14 protein-coding genes are annotated in these 15,700 nt (G+C 54.9%); 2 read left to right on the top strand and 12 right to left on the bottom strand.

What is annotated here, in order from left to right; translation table 11 throughout:
* Nucleotides 1–39: 39 nt before the first annotated feature.
* The 11 genes from ASE07_RS24920 to ASE07_RS24870 all read right to left on the bottom strand — a co-directional run bounded on the left by ASE07_RS24920 (nucleotide 40) and on the right by ASE07_RS24870 (nucleotide 12,650).
* Nucleotides 40–942 carry a LysR substrate-binding domain-containing protein gene (locus ASE07_RS24920; protein ID WP_057293518.1) on the bottom strand — a complete coding sequence of 301 codons (903 nt, stop codon included), beginning with the start codon at nucleotides 940–942 and terminating at the stop codon, nucleotides 40–42.
* 92 nt (nucleotides 943–1,034) lie between these two features.
* On the bottom strand, nucleotides 1,035–1,733 hold the full coding sequence (locus tag ASE07_RS24915) for a phosphatase PAP2 family protein (RefSeq protein ID WP_057293517.1): 699 nt from the start codon (nucleotides 1,731–1,733) through the stop codon (nucleotides 1,035–1,037).
* Nucleotides 1,734–1,746: 13 nt separating this feature from the next.
* Entirely contained in the window at nucleotides 1,747–3,438 is a 1,692-nt protein-coding gene (locus ASE07_RS24910) for a phosphoethanolamine transferase (protein ID WP_235548616.1), read from the bottom strand.
* 59 nt (nucleotides 3,439–3,497) lie between these two features.
* On the bottom strand, nucleotides 3,498–4,772 hold the full coding sequence (locus ASE07_RS24905; RefSeq protein WP_057293515.1) for a sensor histidine kinase: 1,275 nt from the start codon (nucleotides 4,770–4,772) through the stop codon (nucleotides 3,498–3,500).
* Entirely contained in the window at nucleotides 4,759–5,445 is a 687-nt protein-coding gene (locus tag ASE07_RS24900) for a response regulator transcription factor (protein WP_057293514.1), read from the bottom strand. Before ASE07_RS24900 ends, ASE07_RS24905 begins: the two co-directional genes overlap by 14 nt.
* Before the next feature lie 245 nt (nucleotides 5,446–5,690).
* Nucleotides 5,691–8,057, bottom strand: a complete 2,367-nt coding sequence (locus tag ASE07_RS24895; RefSeq protein WP_057293513.1) for a response regulator — start codon at nucleotides 8,055–8,057, stop codon at nucleotides 5,691–5,693.
* A gap of 38 nt (nucleotides 8,058–8,095) precedes the next feature.
* Nucleotides 8,096–8,728 carry a YfiR family protein gene (locus ASE07_RS24890; protein ID WP_057293512.1) on the bottom strand — a complete coding sequence of 211 codons (633 nt, stop codon included), beginning with the start codon at nucleotides 8,726–8,728 and terminating at the stop codon, nucleotides 8,096–8,098.
* Nucleotides 8,729–8,766: 38 nt separating this feature from the next.
* Nucleotides 8,767–10,761, bottom strand: a complete 1,995-nt coding sequence (locus tag ASE07_RS24885) for a TonB-dependent receptor plug domain-containing protein (RefSeq protein ID WP_235548615.1) — start codon at nucleotides 10,759–10,761, stop codon at nucleotides 8,767–8,769.
* 230 nt (nucleotides 10,762–10,991) lie between these two features.
* Nucleotides 10,992–11,429 (bottom strand): hypothetical protein, encoded by a 438-nt coding sequence (locus tag ASE07_RS24880; protein WP_057293510.1) that lies wholly within the window; start codon nucleotides 11,427–11,429, stop codon nucleotides 10,992–10,994.
* A gap of 267 nt (nucleotides 11,430–11,696) precedes the next feature.
* Complete coding sequence (locus ASE07_RS24875) at nucleotides 11,697–12,002, bottom strand: NIPSNAP family protein (RefSeq protein WP_057293509.1); 306 nt, start codon at nucleotides 12,000–12,002, stop codon at nucleotides 11,697–11,699.
* 213 nt (nucleotides 12,003–12,215) lie between these two features.
* The gene (locus ASE07_RS24870) at nucleotides 12,216–12,650 is read right to left on the bottom strand and encodes a PACE efflux transporter (RefSeq protein ID WP_057293508.1); all 435 of its coding nucleotides are present in this window, start codon (nucleotides 12,648–12,650) and stop codon (nucleotides 12,216–12,218) included.
* Nucleotides 12,651–13,174: 524 nt separating this feature from the next.
* Here ASE07_RS24870 and ASE07_RS24865 point away from each other — a divergent pair.
* A complete protein-coding gene (locus tag ASE07_RS24865; RefSeq protein WP_057293507.1) occupies nucleotides 13,175–13,654 on the top strand; it encodes a VOC family protein in 480 nt (159 codons plus the stop codon).
* 376 nt (nucleotides 13,655–14,030) lie between these two features.
* A complete protein-coding gene (locus ASE07_RS24860; RefSeq protein ID WP_057293506.1) occupies nucleotides 14,031–14,891 on the top strand; it encodes a carbonic anhydrase in 861 nt (286 codons plus the stop codon).
* Nucleotides 14,892–14,952: 61 nt separating this feature from the next.
* Here the strand turns inward: ASE07_RS24860 and ASE07_RS24855 are convergent.
* The coding region (locus ASE07_RS24855; RefSeq protein ID WP_327196072.1) for a VOC family protein at nucleotides 14,953–15,700 on the bottom strand (748 nt) is incomplete at its 5' end.

Genomic DNA, 15,700 nt, shown 5'->3' with positions numbered 1-15,700 from the left:
AGATGTTCGTCGTGCCCTTTCCGGTCGAAGTGTCAGGACTCAGGACTGCTGCGCCAAAAAATTGACTAACGTGGCCGCTGTAGCGTTCAACTGGTCCCTTGCCCGGAACACGATGATGAGCTGGCGAGTGGCCCATACATCACTTAATGGCACAAGACTGACATTCAGCGTGTTGATGTACAACTCACCGACCTGGTGGGGAACAACGGCAATACCCAATCCGGCATGCACCATACGGCACAGCGCATCCAGGCTGCCGACGCGGATCTTTACTTCCAGTTTGGCGCCAAGGGCGGCGGCCTCCTGCGCCAAAAGAATGGTAAGCGCACTATCGCCGCGAAGGCCGACAAAACTTTCCCGCAGCACGTCGGAAAATGGTAGCTTGATAGCACTGCTCAGGCGGTGCGACTGTGGAAACATGACGGACAGCCGGTCGGTGCGGTAATGTACATGCTCGAACTCTTCGATGCCTGGAATCGCATTGCATATGCCGAAGTCAGCCGCCCGCTCAGCAAGCAAGCGCACGACATCGACACTGTTATGTTCCTCGATATCGATATTGACTTCAGGGAAGATACGCTGGTAGGCGGCGACATCTTCAGGCAGGAACTGAACGATGGATGACAGATTCGCCACAATCCGCACATTTCCTTTTGCGCCGGAAACATATTGGGACAGTTCCGCGCCCAGCGATTCCAGGTTGCTGAAAATGGCAAGTGCATGGCGCAGCACGGTTTCACCAACCGGCGTCACGGTAATGCCTCGCGATTGCCTCTGGATAACAGGAAGGCCGATGACACTCTCGATATCTGCGATGCGACGGCTCACGGCCGAGGGCGCGATGAGTTCGCGCTCCGCCGCTCGGGCGATGTTTTTTTCCTGGCAAACTGCGACGAACAGCCGCAGGGATGTCAGGTCTAGCTTGCGAAGAAGGTTATCCATGGGTCCAAAGCGGGTGACAGGCTGGACGCCAGTTTACTCTATGTCTATTTCGTGAATACAAGATCAGGGACATCCAGACTGGGAAAGTGGCATTACCCGAATTCCTGAACTGAACACTTAGTCAATAACTTCGACAAGATAAGAATTATCAACGCAGTGATCCACACGGACCAGAGCGTATGCGTGAGAAAGTGCGCGCCACGTATTTGTTGGGCCAATCCCAGTGCAAGCCCGGGAAGCAGACCTAGTACAAAAGCGATCAATGCTTTCTGAGGTGACCTGGGCAGCCAAAAAACCGCAACTGATGCAATCCATAGTCCGCTGGAGGCATGACCAGCAGGAAAACAGTGGCCGTTCGATACTGTTGGCGGAGCATCCGCAAGAATGCGTAGGTAAGGAGCAAAGCCGCCATACCGTTGCAAGCTCCAAGGGCAATGGTGCACCGACATCCCCTTCATGGTACTGATCGTCAGCGGAATCAAAATTGCGGAAGCGACGACAATCAGTAATCGTCTACGGAGCTCCTCGTCAAATAAGGTGTTACCAAGTACGCTATCGGCGATCAATGACACGACCGGCACCATGCCGACACCCATGCACATGGCCTTCATCTCATGATGCATGAAGCTGGCGAAAAACCAGTTTTCCCGCCAGGGGAAATCGTTCGCGCCAACGTCGAACACGGCGTCAGCAAGGCGCAGGTCAATATCAGTGAACCTGCCAATATAAAGGAGCGCGCAAGCACTCAGCAGAAGTGCCAGTACGCACCATAGAAAACTGCGGCGAGTCATAGCCAATCCCGTCTCAGAGCCGACATGTGGAGGTAAGGTCAAATGCGGCGTCATACACTGCCGTACTCACTCCCATCATGCCAAGCAGCGAATGGAACAGGTTGTCGTGGCTTGCAGGCTGCGATGCACGCTTTCTCATGCAATCCACATCAATGCGGCTTGCGGCTGCAAAATCCTGCGATAGCCACATCACCATTGGTACCTCTGTTTGCTCACGAGGAGCGATTGCATAAGGAAGTCCATGCAGGTAGATGCCCTTCTCTCCCAGGGATTCACCATGGTCGGACACATAGATCATTGCCGCATTGTGAGTCTGTTGCGACTGCAGTTGGCGGATCGTTTCCGCGAGAAAGTGGTCCGTGTATAAGATTGCATTATCGTAGCTGTTGACGATCTCTTCCCGCAGGCATTTTCCAAGATCGGCATTCTCGCAAGTTGGCGTGAAGCGCCGGTATGAACCCGGATACCGATGGGAATAGGACGGGCCGTGATTGCCCAGCTGGTGCAGGACGATCACGATATCCCGCCGACGCGTCTGGAGTTCCGATGCAAGATCTTTCAGCAGAACTTCGTCGAAGCAATGTTCACCCTTGCAAAGGAGCGGATCATGCGTGTCTTCCGGTCGCTGTGTTTCCAGGCCGTCGCAAACACCCTTGCAGCCTGACTGATTGTCGCGCCAAAGTGTCTTGATACCGCCGTGTTCGAGAACGTGCAGGACTGACTCGTGTCGGCGTATCTTCTTCTCGTCATAGGATTTTCTGCCGAACGGCGAAAACATGCAGGGAACCGAGACTTCGGTATTGGTGCCACAGGACGTTACATGAGAAAAGTTGATAACCCCTGTCGCAGCCAGTTGTGGGGTAGTCTGGCGTACGTATCCATTGAGACCCCAGTTTGCGGCACGGGCTGTCTCGCCAACGACGACGACCAGCAAACGCGGTTTGCCGTTTGACGAAACGTTTGCCGATCTGGCATCCAAGCCCACTGGAACGCGGGCGGTATGTCCTTCGTCTCGTTCCGCCAGTGCCACCTTTAATGTTGAAACGATAAAATCGGCGGGAGTGATCAAATACCGCAGTTCCTTTTGATTGCGCATGAGCGCAGACAGATCCTGGAACGCAATCATGATAGCAATGCTACCGACGGCGACCGTGCCCAGAAGAAACACAAGACGTGCGGTCACGGCACGAAACAGACTTCTTTGCGTGAATTGCGCACGCCACAAGACCAGGGAAGGAAGAACGCCGTATGTCAGGACCGCACCGAGCATCCCCATTGAGAGAAGCTCATGAGCCTCTTTGAAGTCAGTATGAAACACGTTGCGCACCATACTCGCATCAAAGAAGACGGTGTAATGGTTCATGTAATAGGCAGCAAGCGCAGTGACGGCAAAGACTGCAGAAAGCAGCGGCTTTGCGGTTCGGCGCGTAACGACGAGACCAAGAAGCAGGGAATGCACAGCCGTCAGCAGCACCGCCATGACTGCGGCCAACAACCATGTCTCGGCTGCGGCCCAGTCATGTCCCGCTGACCAGGCCTGCCAGAAGCGGTTGTTGGAAAACACTGTGAAAAATAGGCTGCACAGGACGACGCACCGTTCGGTACTCATCGAACAGAAGCGCACCCGGCCGGCCGGCATTTCTTTCGCACCCTGTATGGATGTATACAGTGCGCCATTCCGCCGGAAGAAAAGAGCTTTGGACACCAACCACCCTCACATGAACCTGAAGGCGATAAGATATTGAACGGACTGTTAAGACCGCGTTAAGACGGAGCGGTACTGATTCCAAGATGCACGGATGCGTCTCCTGCAAATGTAATGATGAAACATGTCCCGGTACGTCCACGTTGTTCCAGCCGTACTTCCCACCCCAAATGCTCTGCTACCCGCTTCACAATCGACAGGCCCAGGCCGGTTCCTTCCGACGAGTCTTTTTGCCCTTGGACAAAACGCTCGAACAAACGTTTTCGTACCGAATCCGGTATGCCCGGGCCTGTATCGGTGATAGTGAATTGTGTCGGTTCAAGCTTGAGGATGATTTCGCCTTCTTCGGTATGCTGGCATGCGTTGCGAATCAAGTTCCCAATCGCCATGCCGACAAGCTCGTGGCGAGCGTTGACATAGACCTGTTCATTTTCTTCGAAGCAGTACCGGACTGGCTTGTGTGCCAGCAGAGGCTCATAGCGCTCCATCTCCAGCTTGATTATCGGATTGACGGCGACGCTGGATACACCGAGCTTTTCCGGTGCGCGTGCCAACCATAAAAGCGCACTGACACGTTCGGCAGTCTCAGCCGTGACACGTCGTAGCCGTTCAGCTACGGCTTGCTGCGCAGGCCGGTCAGCAAGTTGCGAATGAAGCAACTCGGCCGCGCCCAGCATGATAGTGAGTGGCGTGCGCAATTCATGACTGACATCTCCAGTGAATTCCCTTTCACGCATGAGAAATTGCTGCAACTCATTGGTATGCCGGGCAAATGCTCTGGCAAGAATACCGATTTCGTCGCTTGCATCAAGCGACGGCAGAGCAGACGGGGCTGCATTGGCACTGACGGCGTCAGCCAGGGCGGTTACTGGCGCCACAATGCGCCGTCCTGTCGCAAAGCCAAGGATGACTGCTAGCAATACGCTGGAGAGGAAGCCCGCCGCCAGCGAGGAAAAGATAATAAATTCGGTATGTTCAAATTCCGTCATTTCCTGAACGATTGCATAGCGGTTTCCGTCCTCCACGCGGATCGCAGCCACCACCTCGCGGCCATCGAGCAGCAGTTCGTGCAGACCTTCCTCTCTGTCATGCAATTCCGGCGGGATCGATGTGTTGACAAAAAATGTAACCTCTGGAGGAAGGTCAAACGCCTCATGTTTCAGGTGATGAGAAATCAGCGTGTCGGCCACTTTTTCCAGTCTTGCATCGATAACCTGCTCTTCAATGACTTCCACGGCGATGTACGAGACGAGGCAAAAGAAGCCGGCCAATATAGTGGTCAACACTATAAATGCGCGCGTTATTCGCTGCTTCAGCGAGTTATGCGTCTTCATCGGAGTCCGCCAAACGATAACCTGTGCCAGGCAGTGTAATGAGCATCGCCCTGCTGAACGGTTTGTCCAGAGACTGGCGCAACGCGTGAATATGCGTACGCAATGCGTCGCTTTCGGGAGGGTTGTCGCCCCATACCTCACGTTCCAGTGCTTCACGAGTAAGAAGCCTGGGAGCTTGCCGCACCAACGCGCGCAGAATTTTATAACCTGTCGGCGTCAGTGTGAGTGGCTTGCCGGCTCGCATTACCTGGCCGGTGCCCGTGTCCAGATGGAGATCTCCGAAGCGCAACAGGGATTTAACTTGCTCGTTGCGGGAACGGCGTAACAATGCCTTGAGCCGGGCATCGAGTTCAAGTAACGAGTAAGGCTTCACCAGATAGTCGTCGGCACCAACGTCGAACCCAGCGAGCTTATCGCATTCCGTATCCCGGGCGGTCAGCATGAGAATCGGCGCAGCGATTTGATGATCTTCACGAAGGCGGCGACATACCTCAATCCCGTCAATCCCGGGCAGCGATAAATCGAGCACGATGACATCGTATCCGCCAACAATGGCTCGCTCAAGCCCGATAGGGCCATTTCGGGCTATATCCAGTATGTATCCCAATGGTTCAAGAAATCCGAACAGGTTAGCAATGATGTCGGGATTGTCTTCAATTATCAGTACATTCATTGCAGTTTTTCAACGAAAAAGCGTAAGCGCTTGAAAATGCCGTTATTGACTGTCTTTCATCTTCAAGAATCGACGGGTCGCAACGACATGCGTCAGCTGGAATTTTACTCGCCCGGGATGCTTCTCGTGGTTCTGCCACACGCAGCGCCTGTTAAACGCATGAAATGAAGTCTTTCGCGCTTGCGTGTTCGACTTCGGCTTCATGCATAAGGTCCTGATCGTCGATCGCCTTGCGAGGTGTTGGATTAACACAAGGACGCGCTCACTTCGCCAAGCGTCCGTTGCAGCTGTTTCAGATTAAACGGCTTTGGCAATACGCTGAACGGATGTTCGAAGTCGTGTAGCGGAACTGTCCCATATCCTGACGAGAAGATGATCTTAAGGCTCAGTTCTTGGTTAACTACATGACGTGCGAGAGCAAGTCCGGACATACCGGGCAAATTGATGTCTGTCAGGAGAACGTGATAGGTGGCTGTCTCAAGCATATCAAGGGCTTCTTCTGCACTGGATGCCACGCTTACCTGGTGACCGAGGATTTCCAGCAATTCGCTCAGCAGCGTTCGCGCATCCGCGTCATCTTCAACCACGAGGATAAGTAACGGGATGTTTTTAGTTAGACCAGCAATGGCGTTACCAGCAACGTTCCCGGTGTCCGTGATGGCTGCGCCGGGCTTCTTACGCGCGAACATCTGCCGCACCTTTCGTGCCAGTTCTTCACGGCGGTAGGGCTTGCTGATCAGTTCGACGCCGGGGTCCAGGCGGCCGCCATGCACAATGGCGTTTTGCGTATACCCTGATGTAAACAAAACTTCAATCCCGGGGAAAAGTTGCTTCGCCTGTCTTGCCACGTCGACGCTGCGAACCGGGCCGGGCATCACCACGTCGGTGAACAGCAAGTCTACCGGGATACCGCTTTGAAGGATGTTCAGGGCACTCTGGCCATCATTTGCTTTCAGCACGCGATAGCCCAAGCCGGACAGCATGTCTATCACCGTGGTCTGCACAATGGTGTCGTCTTCAACGACGAGAATGGTTTCCGCCCCTCCGACAACCGGTTCGCTGCGCACATTATTGATCTCGACTTCCGGCTGCATCGAACGTGGCAGGTAGATCTTGATGGTCGTGCCGCTTCCTAGCTCGCTATACATCCGGATATGGCCATGACTTTGTTTGACAAAGCCGTACGCCATACTTAAGCCGAGACCGGTTCCTTCGCCTTCGCGCTTGGTCGTAAAGAATGGCTCGAACGCACGGGCCATGACTTCGGGCGGCATGCCTGATCCAGTATCAGAAATGGCCAGCATCACATACTGCCCGGCGGTGACTCCCGGTTCCGACGCCACGTAATTATCGTCCAGCATCGCGTTCCCCAATTCCAGCGTCAGCTTCCCTTCCCCCTTCATTGCATCACGGGCGTTGATAGCCAGGTTGAGTATGACGTTTTCGAGCTGGTGGGGATCGACCAGGGTGGTCCAGAGGCCTCCTGCCACGACGGTTTCTACCTGCACGGATTCACCCAGCGCACGACGGAGCAAATCATCCATTCCGCGCAAGATGCGGGTAAGATTGGTGGCGACCGGCTGCAGAGGCTGGCGACGGGCAAAGGCCAGCAACTGGGAGGAAAGCTTGGCCCCGCGGTCCGCCGCGAATGCCGCGCTTTCAAGCCGCCGTTGCGCTTCCGGATTTCCCGCAAAGCTCATCTGCATCAACTGAAGGTTGCCGGTAATGACCTGCAACACGTTGTTGAAGTCGTGTGCGACGCCGCCAGTGAGCTGACCGACCGCTTCCAGTTTCTGTGACTGGCGCAGCTGCTCATGGGCCTTTTCCAATTCCGCTGTACGCTCGACAATGCGTTCTTCCAAGGTATTGTTCAGTAGCCGCAAGGCGTCTTCTGCACCTTGACGCTCGCTCATCGCATGCTGGAGTGCTTTATTGGAGGCCTCAAGGGCCTGTGAGCGGTCACCTACCTCGGCGAGCATGCTGTTGAAGGCATCGACCAGAACGCCGATTTCATCCTCTGTCGTCTTGCGCACGCGCTTGGAGAAGTCGCGCTTGGCGATGACTTGGTTCACTGCATCGGTCACCGCCAGAATCGGCTTGGTGATAGCCATTTGCAGCCACGTGGACACCAGCAGCGCAACAAACAGGCTGCCTGCAATGACGACTGCCAATACCTTCACGTAGCGCTTGATCTGTGCCTCCAGAGGATACTCCGTGCCAATGTACACAGCGCCTACGGCTTCACCATTGCGCTCGATGGTTTTGAAGACTTCGAGCTTGCTCTTGTCAATGACATACCCACTGCCGCCAGGCGTCCTCGGGAAACGCATATCAATGGCAGGACTCTTTACGTAGGTCGCAAATAAGGTCCCATCCGTCTGGTACACCGCGGCGGCGTAAATCCTGGGGCGGGCCTTGAGCTGTTCAAGGTTTTCCTTCGCTGCCTTGGGATCATTGAATTCCAGGGTGGGAAGGCTAACCTGCGCAAGAATGTCGGCTTGCGCGGTCAGGTCGGCAACCCAGGTGGTCTGGTAGTTTCTTATGTCGAGCGCGAGCATGGCTGCGGCAGTAACGAAAAGCGCCGCACACGTGGTCATCAACACGGCCAGCATGTATTTCCGTGAAATCGATCGCTTTATTGCATCTCTGATCATTTCTGACTTCCCTTGGTCACCGACAATGCAAGTGCCAGCAACCTGGCGCTTAGTTTAAGTTCTGCCTTTTCGCTGGAATCCAGTGACACTTCGAACCGTACGCGGTCGTCCGCAATGCGGAAATTGATCATACTGCCCTGGGCGAGCGCGCCGTCCGTTTCGGTCACAATCAGTATCGGCTTTCCATTTGCTTGTCTGACTAGTTGCGGTAATCGCGAGCGCTCGGATCTTCCAATGAACAACAGATGAATATCCGCTGCCAATTCGCTCCCTTGTAGCCTTTTTATAGACACGGGGCGGCTATTGATCATGCGGCCAGCTGAAATGCGGTTCAGCTCATCGACAATATTGTCATCGCCCAGGACGGCGATGACATAAGGTGACTCAGGCTTTGCAAACGCAGAGGCAGGCCATTCAACGTAGTTGGGGAATCTGTACAAATATGCGGCCTTCACGCGCTCTTCGCTTGCATCGCCGCCAATACCAGTGCCCGTAGCCTGGGCCATAGAGTCAGAGGGAAGGAAACAAAGGCCGATGGCAAACACCAGGGCGTACAGAAAGCCCTGCCCGCAAGTTGCCATCGACCGGTAAGACGATCGCCAGCGCGAAGCGAAAAAATGGTGCTGCATGTGTCTCATGATGAAGACCGTCGCTCGTTTGCGCTGGCTTATTGTTTCCAAAGCAATTTGATAAAGAACGCGCGCTCATATTCGCTGCGTCCGGGCGCTGAACCATATTCAGCATGCGAACGATCGATCAGGTTCTGGCCTGTGACCGACAGTTCAAGGTCGCGCTGGATTTTCCAGCCATAACGCAGATCGATTGCGGTGTACGATGGTACGGCAGGTGTCGGCAAGCCGCCAACGTGCCGCAGCGTCAGATCTAATTCCTGCCCCTGTACGATGTCGTACGATGACCTCAGCATCCAATAGTGCGTCGGATCGCTCGTCGCCAAACCGGTTGCGCCTGATGCATCCCTGCTGCGAGGTAAGAGCGTCGTATCGACTTTTTGGGCAACAAGGCCGGCCGACAACCGCCAGTCCGCTCTTGCCTGCCACGTGCCCCACATTTCGATTCCTCTTGCGCTCCCCTCAGCCATGTTCATAAAGACCGATCCGAAACCATTTGGGTTCGGCTCCAGGGTACGAAGCTTGTCGTAGCGGCTATAGAACGCCGTGGCCGAATAGGTGATGGTTGGAACCGGTTGCACCCGGTATCCCACTTCCAGCACGTTGGCGACTTCGGACTCGAACTCCGGCCCGCCTGCCACTGCAAAGCGCGGCACGCCATTCACTATTGTTGGCGTCGCCGGACTGAAAAAGTCGCGATCAATGCGGGACGGTGTGCGTACTGAACGCGATGCGGAACTCCACAACAGATTGTTGGCGGCAGGCTTCCAGGCAAGGCGGAGCGTCGGGAGGGTTTCGACGCCGGTGTAGTTGTTGTTTTCAATTTTCAGGCCGGCGGTCAAGCGCAGGTCGTCACGCAGTGCAATTTCATCCTGAATGAAGATATTGCCCCAATACATGTTGAGCGAGGCAGGCAGAAAGGCAAATGACCTCTCATTCACAATACGATCCAGCGCAAGACGGTAGCCGGCGCCCCAGACCACGTTGTGCGACTCGCCGAACGTACGCGCTTGCTGAAGTTGCACGTCAAAGGTGTGCAGATGCTCGACGAAGGCGTTCGGCTGGTTTCGCTCCGTGTAATCCCAATACGTTTGCAGGGTGACGGTGGAACCGTCATCCATTTTCGTACTCACGCGCCCGAGCAGGTTGGCGCCGGCAATCTTGATGTCCTGTGTTCCCTGCTGATGCAGGTAGCCGTCATACGTGTCACCTTGCACCGTGAAGTTCTGTGCCGAATTTCCCCAGTCACTGCGAAAGCCCGCCTGTTTGCGCCGCCAGCCGGTGAGAATCGGCGTTCCACTGGCGCGTTGCGTATCGTCGTTATCGGCATACTTGCCGTAGACGCGATAGTGGCCGCCATTTGCAAGAACACCACCGTACCTAAAAGCGCCATTCTTCTCGTTTTTACTGAGGCCGGCTCCCGCCAGCCCGCCTTGCGTGTCTGCCGCAGACTTTGTGATCACATTGATCACACCGTTGACGGCATTGGCTCCCCATAGCGTGCCGCCAGGTCCGCTAATGACTTCGATGCGATCGACATCTTCAAGAACGACATCCTGAGCATCCCAGTACACCCCGGAAAACAATGGCGAATACACGGTACGACCATCGATCAGCACCAGCAGTTTGTTTTCAAACGGGCTGTTAAAACCACGCGCTGTCACCGCATAGTTGCGCGCGTCGACTCGCGCAACCTGCAGATTGGGAGCCAAACGCAGCGCTTCAGGTAGCGTCGTGGACCCGGAGCGACGAATGTCGTTACCGGTGATGACGAAAACGGAAGAAGGCGCCTCAGCCAGTGATTCTGGTCGTTTTGACACCGAAGTAACCCGGACTGTTGCCAGTTCCTCCAGGCTTAGGTCGGCAATATCCCTTGCGTCCAGTCCGGCCGCGTACGCAGGACGGAGCGTGCATACAATTAAGCCGCTGAGCAATGCCAGGCTGAGCGTTGCGCGCGCGCCTTGGGACCGCTGGCGATAGGCGCATGTCATCGTAGCAAGGGGTCGGGCAGGAGGCGACTTAGGGACGGGCATCGGTTCGGCTGAAATCTTGACTGTTGAGCAATCAACCATTTGACTAGTTGCGTAATTGCAAGGGAGCCTGATGCTACATGAAGTGTACAGGCGACAGCAAGCAAATGCCTGTCTTATAGGGACATGTTGTTGCTGCTTGAGCTTGAGTGCCCGATCGGCAGTAGCGGGATGACAACTGGCATGCAAACCGGCATGCAATATTGGGGCGTGACTGGTGTTGAATTACCTACTTACATACCGAGTCTCTCGGGGTTTCCAGCGGCCCAGTCGAGGCCAAAGTCACAATTACTTGCACCTTCATCACACACCGCACCTATGCCGTCTGCCTTGTATAAGGTTCTGCAGACATCTTTTTTGAGGACGACACTGTATTCACAAACCATGTCGCGCTCGATGCGCCAAGTGCTCTTCATTTCTTCTCCCCTGATCCTCACGTATCTGCTCCCGTCTGGAAGATACAGAAGTGGAACCCGGAAGCCGTTCTTCGGGACGACATGGTAGAGAGTATTGTTGGTCAGGAGGGTTTTCAATTCGTCAGCGGATAACGGCTTCACCCCCTTGGCCTCCAGTTCCTGACGTGATGGCACTACGATACTTTGCGCGAGTGAAGGCACGTGCGGCAGGCAAGCGGTCGCTCCTGCCAGAAGAATGGTTCTCCAAAAAGCCATTTTCTCCTCCTTGTCGGTTTAATATAACGCGATATTAAAGGGAAATATTCCTTTTGGGTTAAGTTCAGATATTGAGTGAACGGCTGCTGTTGTTAGAGCAGATTTCATATTGACGTGCAGGGCACGGCGGGCGACCTGCCGTGTGGCGCACCACCCAATCGACAACGTGCGGATTGCGCCGCGGCGAACAGGCGCGGGCCACGAAAGTCATCCATTGCACCGCCAGGTTAACCGCGTCCAGTTGAAAAGAATGTTATGCCATTCTTTTCATTCGAAGACCGGCCTAAAAAAACTTCTTTCGTAACTCAAAATGCATTTAGTCTCTTCTGCATACCTGAAAGCCGCCAAGCACTCCATATCAGCAAGCGACCTGGTTCGATACTGTTCGTATGCTGCAAGGCTCGGGAATGTGAACAACGCCAAGGCAATATTGTTTGCTCCTTCCGAAGGCAAGAAATAGCCGTGGTGTTTCCCGCCAAACTTTTCTACCAAAGGAATCCATAACTTCCCGTAGTGCTCAAATTCCTTTAGTTTGGAGGGATCGACTACATAGCGTAAATAACAGGTGACCATTTCATTTTCTCAGTGCGGTATCCGGGAATAACGTTTGACATAAGAGAACCTGTAACGTGACAAATGAGATCGATGGATTTTTTTGACTGGCAAGGCGCAGGAGGAGTCAATAGCGGGCTATTGACGACGAGTGCAACGCAGGCAGTCGAAAAAAGACGCGATCTCATGGTGCGTTATGGGTTGGGATTGGTATTAGCCCTGTCGATGGAAGCATTAGGCCTCATCGCGCGTTACCGCGGACTCTGGAAGGCCAAACACGCGATCAAAAGTCCATGTGAATGCAATGGCATAGACGAAGAAGAATGCCAAGAGGCCGAGATTCGCCAGAAATGCATTGAGGGGTGAAATATCGAGCCCGACGGCCATGACCGGAACCAGTATGATAACGAGGCCGCCTTCGAAGCCAGTGCCATGTGCCAACCGTCGTAAGAATGAGCGGCCTCGCACGGACTGGCGTGACTCCCAGCGCTCAAAGATCGCATTGAATACATAGTTCCATGCCAGTGCAATGCTCGATAGAACAAAGGCCAGCCCCAAGGTTGAGGTAGATGGCTTGTCGAAGGCGACGCTTAGTATTGGACCAACAAAGGCAATAGCGAAGACTTCATACAGGACGGCTTGAAGCACTCGTCGGGTTTTAGGGTTCATGACAAAATTGTGGTGGAAGCGCTTGGCCTAAGCGAGGTCTAACAGGTAATACCAATCCCAAGCTGTAACGTGACAAATGAAATCAATTGAAGCCATCACATTTTTGGCGCCGAATTCCCTCGCGATTACTTTTCCGGATGTGGTGTTGAAAGTGCCGCTATCGTAATCCCTATGGGCCGCGAGTGCAATGCCCGAAGGACTGGCTGGCAGCGCTCAGTTGTCCAAAAAAAGCGCGCCGTAATTCTGCCGACTTCCGCGGCACATGGTGGCTTTGTTGGCCATGTGCGGCGCTATACTGACATTGGAGTGATAGGCTGCACGCCTTGGTCGCGGAACGAATCGCGCCGGATCACCGCCTTTAGTCAGCGCTGTAACCGTCTGCAATTGGCTGGAAAAATGGTGACATTGACGGAGTCCGACAAAGACATTAGTCTCATCCGACAGACCAAACTTCCGCGATGTGGACGATTGGAGTTATTTGGACGGTAACGGACACCGGTGTTCAACTTTTCAGGAGACACGAATTGACCAGCAAGAACACAATTTGTCTGTGGTACGACGGTGATGCCGTTGAGGCCGCAAAATTCTATGCCGAAACCTTTCCCGACAGTGCCGTCGGCGCCATCCACCGCGCACCGGGTGACTATCCCGACGGCAAGCAGGGCGATGTCCTCACGGTCGAGTTCACCGTCGTCGGCATCCCCTGCCTCGGGCTGAACGGCGGCCCGCATTTCAAGCACAACGAAGCATTCTCCTTCCAGATCGCAACCGACGACCAGGCTGAAACCGACCGCTTGTGGAACGCCGTCGTCGGCAATGGCGGCCAGGAAAGCGCCTGCGGCTGGTGCAAGGACCGGTGGGGATTGTCATGGCAGATCACCCCTCGTGCCCTCATCGCGGCGATCGCCGACCCTGATCGCGCTGCGGCCAAACGCGCATTCGACGCGATGATGACAATGAAGAAGATCGACATCGCCACGATAGAAGCGGCACGGCTGGGCTGAAGTCCATCCACAAATTAACGTGGCATGTCCGCGAGCGTTCTCTTCTGTCCCGATCTGCGGGGATGGCTCACGCCGTCCCTGACAATTCCCGACACCGGACATTCGTTAGCCCCTCGTTAGCCGCCCACCGGCACGGCATTAGCGCACCGGCGTTTAACAAGGCGGAAGGTACACCGATGCATCGAACCTAAGTTATCGCGTTGTTTATTGCTCGCTGCCGTCGCAACGTATGCGCAGTCGTATAGAATGGTTCGCTTAAGAAACATATTTTGTGATTATGTCCGTAAAAAGTATCTGCACTTCCCTCATTGTTATTTCGTCTTTATCTTTCCCTCTCGCCCCGGCAAAAGCTGAGTCTGACAAATCAGCGGTCGCCTTGGCCCGCGCTGCGGAACTGGCTGCAATACGCGCCAGGCATGATCAGGTCGAGCGCGAAGTGGCCGCGACGCTGAAATTGCGGCAGGACGAATTACGCAAGGAAAAGGGTTTGCGCTCTGTGGACCGCACGCAAAAGGGAAAATCCGCAGGCGATGTGCAAGCGGAACAGGACGGCGCCGGACGGCATGATCACTGGGACTACGATGGCGAAGCGGGTCCCGCCCGCTGGGGCAAGCTGAATCCCGCCTGGACCAAGTGCGAGGTCGGCACGCGGCAATCGCCTATCGATATCCGTGATGGCATTCAGGTCGACCTGGAGACGCCCGTATTTGAATATAAACCATCGGCATTCAACGTCGTTGACAATGGGCATACGGTCCAGGTCAATGTCGGACCAGGCAACCGGGTAACGCTGACCGGCCGCAGCTATGAACTTGTGCAGTTTCATTTTCACCGCCCATCCGAAGAAAAAATCGCTGGCCGAGGGTTTGATATGGTCGCGCACCTTGTCCACAAGGACAATGATGGCCGCCTGCTGATCGTGGCTGTATTGATGGAAAGCGGCAAACCCCATTCGCTGGTTCAAACGGTATGGAATAATCTGCCGCTCGAAAAGAATGATCCACTCGTTCCCACCATCACGATAGACCTGAACCAACTACTGCCGTCGCGCACCGATTACTACACCTATATGGGCTCGCTCACGACGCCACCCTGCACCGAGGGCGTATTATGGGTAGTGATGAAAGAACCGATTCAGGTTTCGGCACAGCAGATCGGCATATTTGGAAGACTGTATCCAATGAATGCGCGCCCTGCCCAGGCGAATTCCGGGCGGTTGATCAAAGAGTCGAATTAAAGCCGAGTCGACAGTCGTATTGCATCACGCTTGAATGCAGTCCGGCACCGGGCATCCCTGTTCACAATTGCCGGAGACCTTCAGGCGTGTTGATGTGCGCCACCAGGCGTGGCGCCGCGCCGTTTTCCGTTTTGCGTATGGACACCGGTCCGTCAAGACCGATTGCCGCCAGAAGTCTTTCCATGCGTGCGGGTTCCGGATGTAAGACTTCCAGTCGCGCAAGGCTAAGGCCGACATCTTCAAGCCTGGAAGCCGGATGCGTCTCGGCTTGCCACTGGATCAATGCCGGCGCAGCCCCGTCACAGGGAACAGAGCCATCGGCCGGGATGGTGATCAGCCAGTTCAGCGCCCCGCGCGTCATCGGCTCGATCGCCCCGAGCGCTTCGGTACACGCTGCCTGGGACGCATAAATGTCCCCGGTGCGCACCACCCAGGTGGTCAACGCCGGAACAGCATTCGCCGATAAGCGGTCCAGATTGAACCAGCGCGGCCGGGCAGGTGATGGCGCTGCGGGATTGGGTGAAATCACTTCAAGGAACAGCGCGTCGCCAAGTCGAAGCAGGAGATTGTGCGTTCCCATGCGCGGATGCTCGCCACCTGCCTGTGGCGCAACACCGAGCGTCTTTAACACATACTCTTCGCCGGCCTTGAGCGTCGGTGAGGTAATCGTAATGTGATCAATACTGCACGGCTTCACTCTGCCTCCCTGCATTGATGGGATGGACTCCCTCCGTCTTTTTGCGCCAAAGTAGACGTACTGGTTCGCATGGGCATGGGGATCAACCAACAAAAGGAGTCCGTCATGAATA

Origin of the sequence: Noviherbaspirillum sp. Root189 (assembly GCF_001428545.1) — a bacterium.
GTDB lineage: Bacteria > Pseudomonadota > Gammaproteobacteria > Burkholderiales > Burkholderiaceae_D > Noviherbaspirillum.
This window is presented reverse-complemented; position numbering and strand designations above follow the sequence as displayed.